This window comes from Paracoccus solventivorans, assembly GCF_900142875.1.
Taxonomy (GTDB): Bacteria; Pseudomonadota; Alphaproteobacteria; order Rhodobacterales; family Rhodobacteraceae; genus Paracoccus; species Paracoccus solventivorans.
The window spans coordinates 215,913-232,589 of record NZ_FRCK01000002.1 but is presented as its reverse complement, the minus strand read 5'-3'; the positions used below and the strand labels follow the sequence as shown (position 1 = coordinate 232,589).

16 protein-coding genes and 1 pseudogene are annotated in these 16,677 nt (G+C 68.6%); 4 read left to right on the top strand and 13 right to left on the bottom strand.

The genetic code is table 11. The features are described from left to right. Nucleotides 1-253 precede the first annotated feature (253 nt). From BUB57_RS04405 to hisA, 4 genes are all read right to left on the bottom strand, one after another. Entirely contained in the window at nucleotides 254-769 is a 516-nt protein-coding gene (locus BUB57_RS04405) for a hypothetical protein (RefSeq protein WP_073063635.1), read from the bottom strand. Nucleotides 770-822: 53 nt separating this feature from the next. Further along, a complete protein-coding gene (locus BUB57_RS04400; protein ID WP_073062756.1) occupies nucleotides 823-2,469 on the bottom strand; it encodes a CTP synthase in 1,647 nt (548 codons plus the stop codon). A gap of 152 nt (nucleotides 2,470-2,621) precedes the next feature. After that, the gene (secG, locus tag BUB57_RS04395; protein WP_073062754.1) at nucleotides 2,622-3,191 is read right to left on the bottom strand and encodes a preprotein translocase subunit SecG; all 570 of its coding nucleotides are present in this window, start codon (nucleotides 3,189-3,191) and stop codon (nucleotides 2,622-2,624) included. 269 nt (nucleotides 3,192-3,460) lie between these two features. Next, the gene (gene hisA, locus BUB57_RS04390; protein ID WP_073062753.1) at nucleotides 3,461-4,177 is read right to left on the bottom strand and encodes a 1-(5-phosphoribosyl)-5-[(5-phosphoribosylamino)methylideneamino]imidazole-4-carboxamide isomerase; all 717 of its coding nucleotides are present in this window, start codon (nucleotides 4,175-4,177) and stop codon (nucleotides 3,461-3,463) included. A gap of 157 nt (nucleotides 4,178-4,334) precedes the next feature. Here hisA and BUB57_RS04385 point away from each other — a divergent pair, with 157 nt between their 5' ends. Continuing rightward, a complete protein-coding gene (locus BUB57_RS04385) occupies nucleotides 4,335-4,721 on the top strand; it encodes a DUF2147 domain-containing protein (RefSeq protein ID WP_073062750.1) in 387 nt (128 codons plus the stop codon). A gap of 78 nt (nucleotides 4,722-4,799) precedes the next feature. Here BUB57_RS04385 and edd read toward each other — a convergent pair whose 3' ends face one another. The 3 genes from edd to BUB57_RS04370 form a co-directional block, all read right to left on the bottom strand. After that, a complete protein-coding gene (gene edd, locus BUB57_RS04380) occupies nucleotides 4,800-6,602 on the bottom strand; it encodes a phosphogluconate dehydratase (RefSeq protein ID WP_073062747.1) in 1,803 nt (600 codons plus the stop codon). 785 nt (nucleotides 6,603-7,387) lie between these two features. Beyond that, complete coding sequence (gene clpX / locus BUB57_RS04375) at nucleotides 7,388-8,653, bottom strand: ATP-dependent Clp protease ATP-binding subunit ClpX (protein WP_073062743.1); 1,266 nt, start codon at nucleotides 8,651-8,653, stop codon at nucleotides 7,388-7,390. Nucleotides 8,654-8,847: 194 nt separating this feature from the next. Then, nucleotides 8,848-9,477, bottom strand: coding sequence for an ATP-dependent Clp protease proteolytic subunit (locus tag BUB57_RS04370; RefSeq protein WP_073062740.1), 630 nt, complete (start codon nucleotides 9,475-9,477; stop codon nucleotides 8,848-8,850). A 139-nt stretch (nucleotides 9,478-9,616) separates the two neighbouring features. Between BUB57_RS04370 and pth the strand changes: the two genes are divergently transcribed. The 3 genes from pth (at nucleotide 9,617) to BUB57_RS04355 (ending at nucleotide 11,452) form a co-directional block, all read left to right on the top strand. Next, complete coding sequence (pth, locus tag BUB57_RS04365; RefSeq protein ID WP_073063632.1) at nucleotides 9,617-10,306, top strand: aminoacyl-tRNA hydrolase; 690 nt, start codon at nucleotides 9,617-9,619, stop codon at nucleotides 10,304-10,306. Between the two features lie 140 nt (nucleotides 10,307-10,446). Continuing rightward, entirely contained in the window at nucleotides 10,447-10,821 is a 375-nt protein-coding gene (locus BUB57_RS04360) for a DUF2237 family protein (protein ID WP_073062737.1), read from the top strand. Nucleotides 10,822-10,852: 31 nt separating this feature from the next. Then, nucleotides 10,853-11,452: a DUF4893 domain-containing protein gene (locus BUB57_RS04355; protein WP_159435550.1), complete on the top strand. Its 600-nt coding sequence runs from the start codon at nucleotides 10,853-10,855 to the stop codon at nucleotides 11,450-11,452. Here the strand turns inward: BUB57_RS04355 and trpB are convergent. The 6 genes and pseudogenes from trpB to rpsA all read right to left on the bottom strand — a co-directional run. Next, nucleotides 11,449-12,675 (bottom strand): tryptophan synthase subunit beta, encoded by a 1,227-nt coding sequence (trpB, locus tag BUB57_RS04350; RefSeq protein WP_073062734.1) that lies wholly within the window; start codon nucleotides 12,673-12,675, stop codon nucleotides 11,449-11,451. The genes BUB57_RS04355 and trpB overlap by 4 nt on opposite strands. A 53-nt stretch (nucleotides 12,676-12,728) precedes the next feature. Beyond that, a complete protein-coding gene (locus BUB57_RS04345) occupies nucleotides 12,729-13,178 on the bottom strand; it encodes a GNAT family N-acetyltransferase (RefSeq protein WP_073062732.1) in 450 nt (149 codons plus the stop codon). After that, a complete protein-coding gene (locus tag BUB57_RS04340; RefSeq protein WP_143159616.1) occupies nucleotides 13,175-13,825 on the bottom strand; it encodes a phosphoribosylanthranilate isomerase in 651 nt (216 codons plus the stop codon). The genes BUB57_RS04345 and BUB57_RS04340 overlap by 4 nt, the downstream gene beginning before the upstream one ends. After that, on the bottom strand, nucleotides 13,822-14,247 hold the full coding sequence (locus BUB57_RS04335; RefSeq protein ID WP_073062726.1) for a lipopolysaccharide assembly protein LapA domain-containing protein: 426 nt from the start codon (nucleotides 14,245-14,247) through the stop codon (nucleotides 13,822-13,824). The genes BUB57_RS04340 and BUB57_RS04335 overlap by 4 nt, the downstream gene beginning before the upstream one ends. A 153-nt stretch (nucleotides 14,248-14,400) precedes the next feature. Then, nucleotides 14,401-14,706, bottom strand: a complete 306-nt coding sequence (gene ihfB / locus BUB57_RS04330; RefSeq protein WP_073062723.1) for an integration host factor subunit beta — start codon at nucleotides 14,704-14,706, stop codon at nucleotides 14,401-14,403. 188 nt (nucleotides 14,707-14,894) lie between these two features. Continuing rightward, a pseudogene (gene rpsA, locus BUB57_RS04325) lies at nucleotides 14,895-16,607 on the bottom strand (30S ribosomal protein S1); the annotation flags it as partial. Nucleotides 16,608-16,677: the final 70 nt, after the last annotated feature.

Sequence of the window (16,677 nt, the reverse complement as noted above, 5' to 3'; positions counted from 1 at the left end):
AAGAAACAGGCCTTTGAGGCGCCGGTTGCGGATTGCGGCGATTTCCTGGTGACGGAAACACTGGTGGCTGTGAAGTGCCTGGGTATTTGGACCCGAAAGAATGTGCTTTTGGACGCTGGCTGCGGCACTACGGAGTGCGGCGACTTCCCGGCGAGGAAGCACTGGTGGACGCGAAGTGTTCGGGCGTTCGGGCCAGACGGAAATGTGCTTTTGAAGGTGCTGGGGGCGGGGTCGGCGCTGCGGGGGTAAGCTGTCAGCGCAGGAAGGCGTTGGCGCAGTCCCGGGTCAGGCCGAGGGCGATGCCGTCGGCGGTCTCCGCCACGGTGCCGCACCATGTTCCCTGCGGCGAGAACAGCGATTTCGTCCGCCCGCCGCCGGGGCGATAGGCGATGCGGTGGCCGCGGCGGTCGAACAGGTTCAGCGTGCCGCCGTTGCGGGTGTAATAACCGACCGGCTCGTCACCCGCCCAGATCGTGCGGCCGCCGCCGGGCAGGTTCGCCGGATTGTCGGGGGCGTTGGCGCGGATGCCCGAGCCGTTGCCGGGCGCGGCGCCGCTGTTGCCGGGGGCGTGCGGCAGGTTTCCCGCCCGCGCCGGCTGGTTGGCGGGCGCGCCGGGGCCCAGGTCGAAGGGCATCTGCGACGGCTCGACGATGAACAGCGGCGCATCGGCAAATGCGGCGGGCGGCAGGGCGGGCGCCGCCAGCAGCGACAGGACCAGCAGGGCAGGGACCCGCAGCGAGGGGGCGCGCAGCGACGGAGCCCGCAGCATGGAAAGCGCCCGCAGCGACCGGGCCGGCAGCAGGGCAGGGGCGCCCCGGCCGCTCACACCATCCGTTCCTGTTCCTTGGCGGCGCGGATGAAGTCGGCGAACAGCGGCGCAGGGGCGAAGGGCTTGGATTTCAGCTCGGGGTGGGCCTGCACGCCGATGAACCACGGGTGGCCCTCGATCTCGACCACCTCGGGCAGGCGGTCGTCGGGGGACATGCCGGAAAACGCCAGCCCCGCCGCCTCGAGCTGCTCGCGATAGCTCACGTCGACCTCGTAGCGGTGGCGGTGGCGGTCCTCGATCTCGGTGGCGCCGTCATAGACCCGGCTGATCAGCGAGCCGGACTTGAGCACCGCCGTATAGGCCCCCAGCCGCATGGTGCCGCCCTTGGCGTCGTCGGGCTTGCGTTCCACCTTGCGGTTGCCCTGCACCCATTCCTTGAGGTGATAGACCACCGGCGTGCAGCGCCCGGCGCCCCCGTCGCGGTCGAACTCTTGCGAGCCCGCGTCGGTGATGCCGGCCAGGTTGCGCGCCGCCTCGATCACCGCGGTCTGCATCCCCAGGCAGATGCCCAGATAGGGGACGCGCTTTTCGCGGGCGTATTGCGCGGCGGTGATCATCCCCTCGGTGCCGCGCTCGCCAAAGCCGCCGGGCACGATGATGCCGTGATAGCCGTCCAGCAGATGGGTGCCGCCGTCCTGTTCCAGATCCTCGGCCGCGATCCATTCCGGGCGCACCCGCACCCGGTTGGCCATGCCGCCATGGGTCAGCGCCTCCGACACGGATTTATACGCGTCCTCCAGCTCGGTATATTTGCCGACCACGGCGATGCGGACCTCGCCCTCGGCATGGGTCAGCCGGTCCATCACGTCTTCCCAGCGCGACAGGTCGGGGCGCGGGGCGGGGCTGATCTGGAACGCGTCCAGCACCGCCCGGTCCAATCCGGCGCGGTGATAGGCTAGGGGCGCCTCGTAGATCGACTTGAGGTCATAGGCGGGGATCACCGAATCCGGCCGCACGTTGCAGAACAGCGCGATCTTGGCGCGCTCGCGGTCGGGGATCAGCTGTTCGGAACGGCAGACCAGCACGTCGGGCTGCAAGCCAATCGAGCGCAGCTCCTTGACCGAGTGCTGGGTGGGCTTGGTCTTCAGCTCGCCGCTGGCGGCAAGCCAGGGCAGCAGCGTCAGATGCATCAGGATGACCTTGCCGCGCGGGCGTTCCTGCGCGAACTGGCGGATCGCTTCGAAGAAGGGCAGCCCCTCGATATCGCCGACGGTGCCGCCGATTTCGCACAGCATGAAATCGACCTCATCCTCGCCGATGGCAAGGAAGTCCTTGATTTCGTTGGTGACGTGCGGAATGACCTGGATGGTCTTGCCCAAGTATTCGCCGCGGCGTTCCTTTTCCAGCACGTTGGAATAGATGCGCCCGGCGCTGATCGTGTCGCTGCGCCGCGCGGAAACCCCGGTGAAACGCTCGTAATGCCCCAGGTCCAGATCGGTCTCGGCGCCGTCGTCGGTGACGAAGACCTCGCCATGCTCGAACGGCGACATGGTGCCGGGATCGACGTTCAGATAGGGGTCCAGCTTGCGCAGCCGCACCGTATAGCCGCGCGCCTGCAACAGCGCCCCCAGGGCGGCCGAGGCAAGCCCCTTGCCCAGCGAGGACACGACACCGCCGGTGATGAAGATATAGCGCGCCATTCAGGGTCCCCGTGATCGTCTAGGCAATGCGGAACTGGCCCGGTTGGACCGGCATCACGGGACCCGGCCTATAGCCGATTCTTCGCAAAACCGCAACGGACACAGCAAGATGTCGTGGGGGCACAGGCAGCGCGCCCCCGCATGTCGGTCGGTCAATTGGCCGGCGGTGTCACCGGGGCCGGCGCGGTGGCCGGGGCCGATTCGGTGGCCGCAGCGGCAGGCTCGCTGCCGGTGGCGTCGGGTGCGGGCTCTGCCGGCACCTCGGCCGCCGGTGCGGGCGGGGTGACCGGGGCGTCGGTCGCCGGAGCCTCGGCCGCGGGGGCTGCATCCTCGGCGGTAGGCGCCTCGGCCGCGGGCGCCTCGGTTGCGGGCGCGGCGCCGGGCGGCAGCACCGGCTGGCCCACCCCGGGCGGCGGCGCATAGGTCGGCAGCGTCGGCAGGTTGCCCGCGGGCGCGGCCGGCGCCGGGGCGATGCGGTCCACCACCGAGCCCCCCACCGAATTGCGCGCCGCGATCACGGTCAGCGCGATCGAGGTGATCAGGAAGGCGGTGGCGATGATCCAGGTGCCGCGCGACAGCGCGTTCGCCGCCTGCCGCCCGGTCATCACGTTGCCGCCGCCGCCGCCGATGCCAAGCCCGCCACCCTCGGATCGCTGAAGCAGCACGATGCCGATCAGCAGCAGCGCAAGGATGAGATGCACGGTCAGGACGACGTTTTCCACGGGGCGGCAGCCTTATCTTTTCGGACCGGTGTTATCTATGCAGAGCCCCCGCGGAAGGCAAGCGATGCTTCCCCCAGCCCGACCCGGCAGCCCGTCTTTGGTGCGGAAATATCCCGCGGGCTTCCGAGCGCCCGGGATAGAAGGCGGATCAGAAAACAGCCCTCAGGGCTGTTTTCCCGCCGGATGGTCCGGTGGACCGTTTTCAGCGAGGAAGGCCACGGCAGTGGTCCGGGGCGCGAAGCCCCCCGGCTTGGCGGTGCCGCCCGGTGTCAGGCCAGCGCCTGCAGCGCCTGCGTCAGGTCGATGGCCCCGTCGTAAAGCGCCCGGCCCGAGATCGCCCCGGCGATCACGCCGCTGTCGCGCAGCTCGATCAGGTCCGACAGCCGCGACACCCCGCCCGAGGCGATCACCGGGATCGAGACCGCCCGCGCCAGCGCCGCGGTCGCCGCGACATTCGGGCCCTGCATGGCGCCGTCGCGGTCGATGTCGGTATAGATGATCGCGGCGACCCCGGCGTGCTCGAAGCTGCGGGCAAGGTCGGTGGCCATCACCTCGGTGTCCTGCGCCCAGCCGCGGGTGGCGACGCGGCCGCCGCGGGCGTCGATCCCCACCGCGATGCGGCCGGGGAAACGCTGCGCGGCCTCGGTCACCAGCGCCGGATTTTCGACCGCCACCGTGCCCAGGATCACCCGGCGGACGCCGCGGTCCAGCCAGAAACCGATGGTCTCCATGTCGCGGATGCCGCCGCCCAGCTGCACGGGGATGGAGACTGTGGCAAGGATCGATTCGACCGCCGCCGCGTTCACCGGCCGCCCGGCAAAGGCGCCGTTCAGGTCGACCAGATGCAGCCAGCGCGCCCCCGCCTGCTGGAATGCCAGCGCCTGCGCCGCCGGGTCGGTGCCGAAGACCGTCGCCGCCTCCATGTCGCCGCGCAGCAGCCGCACGCAATTGCCGTCCTTGAGGTCGATGGCGGGGTAGAGGATCATGTCGCGCTCCGTTCAGCCGTGGCGGGTTGCCCGCGTCCATGCCACAGCCGCCCCTTCCGGGAAAGCCCATGCGGGCCGGGCGCGCGACCTCACGTCACGCTTGCCAGAACGCCGGCGCCGCGGCCCAATCGCCCCAGAGGAACCGGAGGAGATATCCATGCGAACCATCACCCTGGCCGCCGCCCTGTCGCTGGTGGCGGGCGCCGCGCTTGCCGCCGACCCGATCGAGGGCATCTGGCAGACCCAGCCCGACGAGGGCTCGGTCGCGCTGGTGCAGATCATCCCCTGCGGCCCGGCGTTCTGCGGCACGATCATGCGCACCTTCAAGGGGACCGAGGAATACCGCTCGCCCAATATCGGCAAGCAGATCGTGATCGACATGGTGCCCTCGGGCGGCGGCGCCTATGCCGGCAAGGTGCTGCGCCCGGCCGACAACAAGATCTACAACGGCAAGGCCAGCGTCAGCGGCACCGCGATGAAGCTGTCGGGCTGCGTGGCGGGCGGGTTGATCTGCAAGTCGCAGAGCTGGACCAAGCTGAAATAGCGGGGTGCAAGGCGGCGCGGCCGGAGCGGGGGTTTTCCACCCCCGCACCCCCGAGGATATTTCGATGATGAAGAAATACTAGAACAGGACGCTCGCCCCTTCGTCGGCCGCCGAGGCATTGGCGCGGAACAGGGCGAAAAGCTCGCGGCCCAGGCCTTCTTCGTTTGCCGACAGGTCGGCGGTGGTCGCGGGGCGGTTGGCGAAATCCGGCGTCAGGCAGTCGAGCGTGCCGGTGATCGCGTCCAGCCGCAGCACATCGCCGTCGCGCAGTTGCGCGAGCGGCCCGCCGGCGGCGGCCTCGGGCGTGCAGTGGATCGCGGCCGGCACCTTGCCCGAGGCCCCCGACATCCGCCCGTCGGTCAGCAGCGCCACCCGCAGCCCGCGGTCGAGCAGCACCGACAGCAGCGGCGTCAGCGTATGCAGCTCGGGCATGCCGTTGGCGCGCGGGCCCTGGAAGCGGACGACGACGATGCTGTCGCCGGTGAACTCGCCCGCCTGAAACGCCGCCTTGACCTGCGCCTGGTCGGTGAAGATGCGGGCAGGGGCCTCGATCACATGCAGCTCGGGCTTGACGGCCGAGACCTTGATCACCGCGCGGCCGAGGTTGCCGGACAGCATGTGCAGCCCGCCGGTGGCGGCAAAGGGCGCGGCCACCGGGCGCAGGATGCGGTCGTTGAGCGTTTCGCGCGCGCCGGCGACCCACTCGGCGCCCTCGCCCGTCAGGCGCGGTTCCTGGCGGTAGCGGTCGAGTCCCGGGTCTATGATGGTGCGCGCGTCCCCGTGCAGCAGCCCCGCGTCGAGCAGCTGCGCGATCATGAAGCCCAGACCCCCGGCGGCGTGGAAATGGTTCACGTCGGCCAGCCCGTTCGGATAGACCCGCGCCAGCAGCGGCACCACCGCGCTGATTTCGTGAAAATCCTGCAGATCCAGCAGGATGCCCGCCGCCCGCGCCATCGCCGGCAGGTGGATGACGTGGTTAGTCGAGCCGCCCGTCGCCATCAGCCCGACGATTCCGTTGACGAAGGCGCGCTCGTCCAGGATCGCGCTGATCGGGGTATAGTCGGGGCCGATCGCGGTGATCCCGGCGGCGCGATGGACGCCTGCGATGGTCAGCGCCTCGCGCAGGGCCGTGCCGGGGTTGACGAAGCTGGACCCGGGCAGTTGCAGCCCCATGAACTCCATCAGCATCTGGTTCGAATTGGCGGTGCCGTAGAATGTGCAGGTGCCCGGCGCGTGGTAGGAGGCCATCTCGGCCGCCATCAGCGCCTCGCGCCCGACATTTCCGGCGGCGAATTCCTGCCGCACCCGGGCCTTTTCGTCGTTGGGCAGGCCCGAAGGCATCGGCCCGCCGGGCAGGAACACCGCCGGCACATGCCCGGCGGTCGCGGCGGCGATCACCAGCCCCGGCACGATCTTGTCGCAGATCCCCAGCCAGACCGCGGCGTCATAGGTGTCGTGCGACATCGCCACCGTGGCGGCCAGCGCGATCACGTCGCGGGAAAACAGCGACAGCTCCATTCCGGCGCGGCCCTGGGTGACGCCGTCGCACATGGCGGGGACGCCGCCCGCCACCTGGGCGGTGGCGCCCGCGGCATGGGCGGCGCGGCGGATCAGCTCGGGGTAATGCTCATAGGGCTGATGGGCCGAGAGCATGTCGTTATAGGCGGTGACGATGCCGATATTCGGCCGCCTTGTCGCGGCGAAATCCTGCTTGTCGGGCATGGCGGCATAGGCGTGGGCCTGGTTCGAGCAGGAGAGATGCGCACGGCGCGGCCCATCCTCGGCCGCGCGCGCCACCCGGGCCAGATAGGCGGCGCGGGGGCCGGCCGAACGCTGCCGGATGCGGTCGGTCACGCGGTCGATGACGGGATGCAGGGCCATGGCGCTTGTCCGCTTGCTAGGCAATCGCCGGAGTGTAGCGCGTTAGCGATAACGGGGCAAATATGGATTGCCGCGGGTGAGAGAGGAGGGAAGCGGGCTGAGAACGCTGTCGCGGCTTTGTGCGGAAAGACGCGCCGACATGTCGGCCGGATACCGGGGGCGTGGGAATCGCCGCGTCGTCACAGCGGATATCACGGACAGAAGCGTCCGCGCGACGGGCGGCGGAGGTCGGGGTTTCGATCTGCTCGGCTGTGGTGGGGGGCTGCCTGACTGCGTTTCCCGGCGTGGAAGTCTGTTTCATCCCGCCGGCGGAACCGAGTAGTCATGCGGGAGGAAGCGTCAGTGACGCCAGTGCGGGTGGGCCAGGTGGTGGCCCGCGTCGCATGGATTTTAAGGAGAAAAGGCCGAAGTTCCGTCTGGCAGGGTGGAAGTCCCGACCTGCAAGAAACAAGGTCGCCCCCAGGGTTTGCCGATTCCCGCCGCGGGCGCTGGACCCCGGAGGACATGCCGCAGAGAGGCGGGACCGCATCCGATGTGGATCAGGACGCGGTCGCTGCTGCAGAGGCCACAACGGCGCCGGGCGCCGAGCTTGCGCCGTACCAGCCCGCGCTCCCGATTCAGCAACACTTCCGGCGGTGGGCCCCGTCATACAGAGGATCAAAGGCGGGTGGTGACTGCCTCGGGCCTGCACATTATCAACAAGCCCGGGCAATTTTGCTGCACTCTGAAACCAGAGTGCAGCCTTGCCGCATGGGTGCAAGGAACAGCGCGGTTCCTGCGCGTCCTCAGCCCGCCGCGGCCGAGTCCTTTTTTGCCTCGGCGTGGATCTGCAGCGGCCGGGCGGCGGGGTTCTCGACCGCCTCCTCGTTCACCACGATCTCGGTCACGCTGTCCAGCCCGGGCAGCTCGAACATGCTGTCCAGCAGGATGTCCTCCATGATCGAGCGCAGGCCGCGGGCGCCGGTCTTGCGCTTGATCGCCCGCCGCGCGATCGCCTTCAGCGCGTCCTCGGTGAAGGTCAGCTTGACGTCCTCGAGATCGAACAGCCGCTGATACTGCTTGACCAGCGCGTTCTTGGGCTTGGTCAGGATCGCGATCAGCGCGTCCTCGTCCAGGTCAGTCAGCGTGGCGATCACCGGCAGGCGGCCGACGAATTCGGGGATCAGGCCGAACTTCAGCAGGTCCTCGGGCTCGAGGTCCTTGAAGATCTCGCCCACGCCGCGGTCGTCCTGTTCCTTGACCGAGGCGCCGAAACCGATGGCGCTGCCCTTGTTGCGCTGCGCGATGATCCGGTCCAGCCCGGCAAAGGCGCCGCCGCAGATGAACAGGATGTTGGTCGTGTCCACCTGCAGGAACTCCTGCTGCGGATGCTTGCGGCCGCCCTGCGGCGGCACGCTGGCGACCGTGCCCTCCATGATCTTCAGCAGCGCCTGCTGCACCCCCTCGCCCGAGACGTCGCGGGTGATCGAGGGGTTGTCGGACTTGCGGGTGATCTTGTCGACCTCGTCGATATAGACGATGCCGCGCTGCGCGCGTTCGACGTTGTATTCCGACGCCTGCAGCAGCTTGAGGATGATGTTCTCCACATCCTCGCCGACATAGCCGGCCTCGGTCAGCGTGGTCGCATCGGCCATGGTGAAGGGCACGTCCAGGATGCGGGCCAGGGTCTGCGCCAGCAGCGTCTTGCCGCAGCCGGTAGGGCCGATCAGCAGGATGTTCGACTTAGCCAGCTCGATGTCGGATTTCGAGCTGTGGTTCAGCCGCTTGTAGTGGTTGTGGACCGCGACCGACAGCACCCGCTTGGCGTGTTCCTGGCCGATCACGTAATCATCCAGCACCGCCATGATCTCGCGCGGGCTGGGCACGCCGTCGCCGGTCTTGAGCCCGGCGCTCTTGGTTTCCTCGCGGATGATGTCCATGCAGAGTTCGACGCATTCATCGCAGATGAACACGGTCGGGCCCGCGATCAGCTTGCGGACCTCGTGCTGGCTCTTGCCGCAGAAGCTGCAATAGAGCGTGTTCTTGCTGTCGCCGCCGGGCTGGTTTGCCATCGTCGTCATCCTTGCCTTGTCTGGACCGCGCGGAGCCATCCGCCGCGCGGTTCGGCGCGTCCTGTCGGTTCCGCCCATGTTAGGGGGGGCGGCGTCCGGTCACAATCCCGCATTTCCGGGCCCGCGGTTTTCAGGCCCAGTCCCTCGGCCCCATCCCCCGGCCGGGCGATCTTTGCCGCCCTTGCCGCGCCGGCTCAGCTTTCGGGCACGGCCTTGCCGCGTGCCGCGAGGATGTCGTCGATCAGCCCCCAGTCCTTCGCCTCGTCCGGAGACATGAAGCGGTCGCGTTCCAGCGCCTCCTCGACCTCGGCCAGGGTGCGGCCGGTGTGCTGCACATAGATCTCGTTCAGCCGCTGCTTGAGCTTTTCGGTTTCACGCGCGTGGATCAGGATGTCCGAGGCCGTGCCCTGGAACCCGCCCGAGGGCTGGTGCACCATGATCCGGCTGTTGGGCAGCGAAAACCGCGCGCCCTTTTCCCCCGCGGCCAGCAGCAGCGAGCCCATCGAGGCCGCCTGGCCGATCACCAGCGTCGAGATGCGGGGGCGGATATACTGCATCGTGTCGTAGATCGACAGCCCGGCCGTCACCAGCCCGCCGGGGCTGTTGATATACATGCTGATGTCCTTGGACGGGTTTTCCGCCTCGAGAAACAGCAGCTGCGCGCAGACCAGCGTCGCCATCCCGTCATGCACCGGGCCGGACAGGAAGATGATGCGTTCCTTGAGCAGGCGCGAGAAGATGTCATAGGCGCGTTCGCCCCGGCTGGTCTGTTCCACGACCATCGGGACGAGCGTATTCATGTAGTATTCTGCCGGATCCTGCATCTGCCCTGCCCGTTGCCTGATTTTCGATTCGCCTGCACTGGCCCTTGATCGGACCCGTCATAGCGGCGAACAGTTGACAGAGTCTTAGTTACGGGCGAGGTCCGCCGCAAGGGATGGGCTGAAAGCGCGGAAAATGCCGATGATCTTGATGGTGGGGCTTGGCAATCCCGGCGCGAAATACGCCGGCAACCGGCATAACGTCGGGTTCATGGCCGTGGACCGGATCGCCGCCGACCACGGGTTCTCGCCGTGGAAGCCGCGGTTCCAGGGGCTGGCGGCCGAGGGGCGGCTGGGCGAGAGCCGGGTGACGCTGCTCAAGCCGCAGGGCTACATGAATCTGTCCGGCCAGTCGGTGGGCGAGGCGATGCGCTATCTCAAGCTGACCCCGGCCGAGGTGGTGGTGCTGCATGACGAGCTCGACCTTGCCCCCGGGGTCTGCCGGCTCAAGACCGGGGGCGGGCACGCGGGGCACAACGGGCTGCGCTCGATCCACCAGCATATCGGCGAGGGCTACCGGCGGCTGCGCATCGGCATCGGCCACCCCGGCCACAAGGACCGGGTGACCGGCCATGTGCTCTCGGACTTCGCCAAGGCGGAACAGCCGATGCTGGAGGATCTGCTGCGCGGCATCTCGGACGGGGCCGCCGCACTCGCCCGCGGCGACGGCGCCGCCTTTGGCACCGCGCTGGCCGCCCGGATGACGCCGCCGAAACCCTCGCGCCCGGCGGCGCCCCCGGTTCAGGCCGACCCCGCCAAAGCCACCCCCGCCGCCCCGGAACCCCGTACGATGACCGACCGACTCAAATCGCTCGCCGACCGCTTCCGCTAGGTGGGCTTCTTCCTTGTCCAAATATCCTCCGGGCTTCCGAGCGCCCGGAAAACAGTCCGGTGGATTGTTTTCAGCGAGGAAGGCCACGGCAGTGGCCGGGGGGAAAACCCCCGGTCCGGCCGCAACGAAAGGAACCCCCGATGGAACCCTCGCTCAACGTCCTCGGCCAGCGGCTGCAGCCCTGTTCCACCGACCCGCTGACCGGGTTCTACCGCAACGGCTGCTGCGACACCGGGCCCGAGGACCGCGGCAGCCACACGGTCTGCGTGGTGGTCACCGCCGAGTTCCTGGCGCTGTCGAAATACCTGGGCAACGATCTTTCCACCCCGCGGCCCGAGTTCCGCTTTCCGGGGCTGAAGCCCGGCGACCGCTGGTGCCTCTGCGCCGCGCGCTTCCTGCAGGCGGCCGAGGAGTTCGCCGCCCCCAAGGTCGTGCTGGAGGCCACCCACGCAAGCGCCACCGAGATCGTGCCGCTGGAACTGTTGCGCGCCCATGCGGTTGAGGGGCCGCACTGACCGCCCCGCCGGCCGCCACCAGAGGTCCCGCATGATCCGCCCCCTTGTCCTTTCGCTTGCGCTGCTGGCGCTGCCTGCGGCGGCGCAGGAGCCCCGGCCCGACGACCGCGCCCGGCTGGACCAGCTCGACACCGCCATCGGCCGGGCGCTGCGGCAGGTGCTGGCCAAGGGCAGCGAGGCGGATCTGGCCGCCGCCACTGCGGTGCTGCGCGGGGCGGCCCTGCCGGCAGAGCAGGTGACGGTGGAGGCGCTGGCCGGCGACTGGCAGTGCCGGATGACCAAGATCGGCGGCATCCTGCCGCTGGTCGAATATCCGCCCTTCCGCTGCCGGATCGAGTTGCGCGACGGGGTGCTGCATTTCGACAAGCTGACCGGATCGCAGCGCAGCAGCGGCACCCTGCAGATTCTGGACGGCGCCTGGATCTATCTCGGCTCGACCTTCGTGCAGGGAGAGGCGCCGCTGCCCTATCGCGACTTCCCCGCCCATCTGGACACGACCGCCAGCGAGACCTTGCCCGATGCCGGGCTGCTGGAGATCACCGGCCCCGGGCGGGGGCGGCTGCTGTTGCCGCTGCCCTACCGGGAATCGCTGCTGAACGTGCTGACGCTGACGCGCCAGCCCCGATCCTAGCCCTCTATCTGCACGCCCAGGTGGCGGGCGACGGTGAAGATGTCCTTGTCGCCGCGGCCGCTGAGGTTCATCACGATCAGGTGGTCCTCGGGCAGGTCGGGCGCGATCTTCATCACATGCGCCAGCGCGTGGCAGGGCTCGAGCGCGGGGATGATGCCTTCGGTCTCGCAGCACAGGGTAAAGGCCGCCAGCGCCTCGGTGTCGGTGACGCTGACATATTCGGCGCGGCCGATGTCGTGCAGCCAGGCGTGCTCGGGGCCGATGCCGGGATAGTCCAGCCCGGCGCTGATCGAATGGCCTTCGAGGATCTGGCCCTCGGCGTCCTGCAGCAGATAGGTGCGGTTGCCGTGCAGCACGCCGGGGCGGCCGCCCGACAGGCTGGCGCAATGCTGCATGGTTTCGTCCACGCCCTTGCCGCCGGCCTCGACCCCGATGATCCGCACCGAGCGGTCGTCGAGGAACGGGTGGAACAGCCCCATCGCGTTGGAGCCGCCGCCGATCGCCGCGACCAGCGTGTCGGGCAGGCGGCCCTCGGCCTCCATCAGCTGGGCCTTGGTCTCGCGCCCGATGATGGTCTGGAAATCGCGCACCATCGCCGGATAGGGGTGCGGTCCGGCCACGGTGCCGATGCAATAGAAGGTGTCGCGCACGTTGGTCACCCAGTCGCGCAGCGCGTCGTTCATCGCGTCCTTCAGCGTGCCGCGGCCCGACTGCACCGGGACCACCTCGGCGCCCAGAAGCTTCATGCGGAATACGTTGGGCTGCTGGCGGCGCACGTCCTCGGCGCCCATGTAGACCACACATTTCAGCCCGAAACGCGCGCAGACGGTGGCGGTGGCCACCCCGTGCTGGCCGGCGCCGGTTTCCGCGATGATGCGGGTCTTGCCCATGCGCCGCGCCAGCAGGATCTGGCCCAGCACGTTGTTGATCTTGTGGCTGCCGGTGTGGTTCAGCTCTTCGCGCTTGAGATAGATGCGCGCGCCGCCCAGATGCGCGGTCAGGCGCTCGGCGAAATACAGCGGCGAGGGACGGCCGACATAATTTTTCCACAGATCGTCCATCTCGGCCCGGAAGGCGGGGTCGGTCTTGGCGCGCTCATATTCCGCCTGCAGGTCGAGGATCAGCGGCATTAGCGTTTCGCTGACGAAACGGCCGCCGAAAATGCCGAAACGGCCGCGGTCGTCCGGCCCGGTCGTGTAGCTGTTGATCAGATCTTCGGCCATCGTGCTCTCCCGCGCGGCTGACTGGGGCCTGCCTTGCCCGTCGAAGGAGCCCGTCAGAGAGGTTTCTTAAATCCGATGTGCGATGGGGTAAACCCGGCCCCCTGATAGAAGCGCAGTGCGTCGCTGCGGCTGGCGTTGCTGGTCAGCTGCAACAGCCCGCAGCCGGCGGCGCGGGCTCGCGATTCGGCGTCGGCGATCAGCCGCGCGCCCAGGCCCTGGCCGCGCAGGCTGGCGGCGATGCGCACCGCCTCGATCTCGGCGCGGCGGGTGGCGGAAAGCGACAGGCCGGACATGACGATCAGCTGATAGCAGGCGACGACGCGGCCGCCCGCATCCTCGGCCACGATCAACTGGTTGCCGGTTTCACCCTGCATGGCCGCGAAGGCGGCAAGATAGCGGTCGAGCCCGGCGGTCTCGCGCCCCGCACCGAGGATATCGTCGGAGAGCAGCGCCACCACCTCGGGCACGTCCTCGCGGGTGGCGGGGCGGAAACGGATGCTCATGCCCCGGCCTTGGCCCCGGCGGCAGCGACAAAGCGGCGGATGCGGTCCGCGTCCTTGATGCCCGGCGCGGATTCGACGCCCGAGGACACGTCGACCATCGGCGCGCCGGTCAGGCGCACCGCCTCGGCCACGTTGTCGGGGGTCAGCCCGCCCGCCAGCATCCACGGCCGCAGCAGTCGCCGCCCGGCCAGCAGCCGCCAGTCAAAGGCCAGCCCGTTGCCCCCCGGAAGCGCCGCCCCGGGGGCGGGTTTGGCATCGACCAGCAGCAGGTCGGCGACCAGCCCGTAATCCCACAGCGCATCCAGATCCTGGGGGGCGGCGATGCCCACCGCCTTCATCACCGGCAGGCGGGTGCGGGCGCGGATCTCGGCCACGCGGGCAGGGGATTCGCTGCCGTGCAGCTGGATGATGTCCAGCGCCACCCGCGCCAGCACCGCATCCAGCGCCGCGTCGTCGGGGTCCACGAACAGCCCGACGCGCGCCAGCAGATCAGGGGCATTTCCCGCCAGCGCGGCCGCCGATTCGATCGAGAGATGCCGGGGCGATTTCGGGAAGAACACGAATCCCGCATAGCGCGCGCCGGCCTGCGCCGCGGCCTCGATATCCTCGGGGCGGGTCAGGCCGCAGATCTTGACCTGGGCCATCAGCTCTTGGCGGGCAGCGCCGCGGGGCCCGCCGCGGGGCCCGTTGCCGGAGTCGCGGCGGTCGCCGGTGCCGGCGGCTTCGGCGCGTCGAGAATCGCCAGCACCTCGTCGCGGGGGGCGTGGTGGGTCTTGCGCAGGCTGCCGACCTCGCGCTCCAGCGCCTGCAGCTCATGCGCCCGCTGGGCGGATTGCCGGCGCAGCGACGATTCGCGCAGCCATTCCCAGACCACCCCCAGCAGCATCCCGGCCAGGATCGCCAGCAGGATGATCAGGAACAGCGGCATCCGCGCGCTCCAGTCGCCGGGGACCCACTGGTCCAGCCCGGCCGGAAGCAGGCTGACCTCGACGAACTGCCGGTTGGCCAGCGCGACCACGATCAGAACCGCCGCCAGCACCACGACGAACAGCAAGCGCAGATAACGCATCGGCAAGACCTTTCGCTGCCCGATCCTTACGCGCCCGATCCCGCCGGGCATCGGTTTCGGGTGTCGGGCGCAAGTTTCCTAGAACCGGCGGCGGGACGCAACCACCCTGAACCACACTTGGCCCCGCCGGGACAACAGGGCGCAGGGGCGTGTTCAGTCGGCGTCGGTGCCGTCCGCGTCCAGCCCGTTCAGCCGGTCGCGCAGCAGCTTGCCGGTCTTGAAGAAGGGGACGTGTTTTTCCTCGACCTGCACGGTCTCGCCGGTGCGCGGGTTGCGGCCCAGCCGGGCCTGCCGCTGCTTGACCGAAAACGCGCCGAAGCCGCGCAGTTCGACCCGCTCGCCCCGCGCCATGGCGCCGATGATCTCTTCGAACACGGTCGTCACGATCCGTTCCACGTCGCGCTGGAAAAGATGGGGATTTTCTTCGGCGATTTTCTGAATCAGTTCTGACCGGATCATGGGGCGTCCCGTTTTGTCTGTAGCACTGTCCGCGCGAGGAGATTCCAGGGAAGGAAACGCAACAGGACTGAAAAGGTTGCAGGTTTTCAGGGATATTACCATCCCCTTGCCATGAAAAAAGACCGCCCCCCGAACAGGGGGGCGGCCCGATGGTGCCGGCGCGGGGATTTTCCCGCGCCAGACCGGGATCAGTTGCGGCTCTTGAGCGCGGCGCCCAGGATGTCGCCCAGCGACGCGCCCGAATCGGACGAGCCGTACTGGTCGATGGCTTCCTTTTCCTCGGCGATCTCGCGGGCCTTGATCGACAGGCCCAGGCGGCGGGTGCGGGTGTCCACGTTGGTGACGCGGGCATCGACCGAATCGCCGACCTGGAAACGCTCGGGGCGCTGGTCCTGACGGTCGCGGGCCAGATCCGAACGGCGGATGAAGGACTTCACGCCGTTGAACTCGACCTCGATGCCGCCGTCCTCGATCGCGGTGACGGTGGCGGTGACCACGTCACCGCGCTTCACGCCATCGACGGCCTCGGACATGCTGTCGTTTTCCAGGGCCTTGATCGACAGGCTGATGCGTTCCTTGTCGACGTCGACTTCCTGAACCACGGCCTGGACGACGTCGCCCTTGCGGTAGTTCTGGATCGCATCCTCGCCGCGCTGGTCCCAGGACAGGTCGGACAGGTGCACCATGCCGTCGATGTCGCCTTCCAGGCCCACAAACAGACCGAACTCGGTGATGTTCTTGACCTCGCCCTCGATGGGCGTGCCGGCGGGGTGGGTTTCGGCAAAGACTTCCCACGGGTTGCGCATGGTCTGTTTCAGACCCAGCGACACGCGGCGCTTCTGCTCGTCGATCTCCAGCACCATCACGTCGACCTCTTGCGAGGTGGAGACGATCTTGCCGGGGTGGACGTTCTTCTTGGTCCAGCTCATTTCCGAGACGTGGACCAGACCCTCGACGCCGGCTTCCAGTTCCACGAAGGCGCCATAGTCGGTGATGTTGGTCACGCGGCCCTTGTGGACCGAGCCGATCGGGAACTTGTCCGACACGGTGTCCCACGGATCCGACTGCAGCTGCTTCATGCCCAGGCTGATGCGGTGGGTGTCCTTGTTGATCTTGACGACCTGGACCTTGACGGTCTCGCCGATCGACAGGATCTCGGACGGGTGGTTGACGCGGCGCCAGGCCATGTCGGTGACGTGCAGCAGCCCGTCAACACCGCCCAGATCGACGAAGGCGCCGTATTCGGTGATGTTCTTGACCACGCCGTCGACCACCTGACCTTCGTGCAGGTTGGCGATGACCTCGGCGCGCTGCTCGGCGCGGCTCTCTTCCAGGATGGCGCGGCGCGACACCACGATATTGCCGCGGCGGCGGTCCATCTTCAGGATCTGGAACGGCTGCTTGAGACCCATCAGCGGGCCGGCGTCGCGCACGGGACGCACGTCGACCTGACTACCGGGCAGGAAGGCCACGGCGCCGCCCAGATCGACGGTGAAGCCGCCCTTGACGCGGCCGAAGATGGCGCCCTCGACGCGCTCTTCCTTGGCGTAGGCCTGCTCCAGACGGTCCCAGGCCTCTTCGCGGCGGGCTTTCTCGCGCGAGATGCTGGCCTCGCCGCGGGCGTTCTCCACCCGGTCCAGATAGACCTCGACCTCGTCGCCGACGCTGAGTTTCGCGTCTTCGCCGGGGGCTGCGAATTCTTTCAGATCGACGCGGCCTTCCATCTTGTAGCCGACGTCGATGATGGCCTGCCCCGCCTCGATGGCGATGACGCGGCCCTTGACGACCGAGCCCTCTTCGGGCGTGTCGATTTCGAAGCTTTCGTTCAGGAGGGCTTCGAATTCCTCCATGGATGCGGTTTTCGCCATGCGGCAGTCGTTTCCTTTGAAGCTGTTACGGGCCGGGCGGTTGGCTCCGCCGGTCTGTGGTTTGCGTCCCCCGCGGCAACGACAAAGGGTCGCGGCATGACGC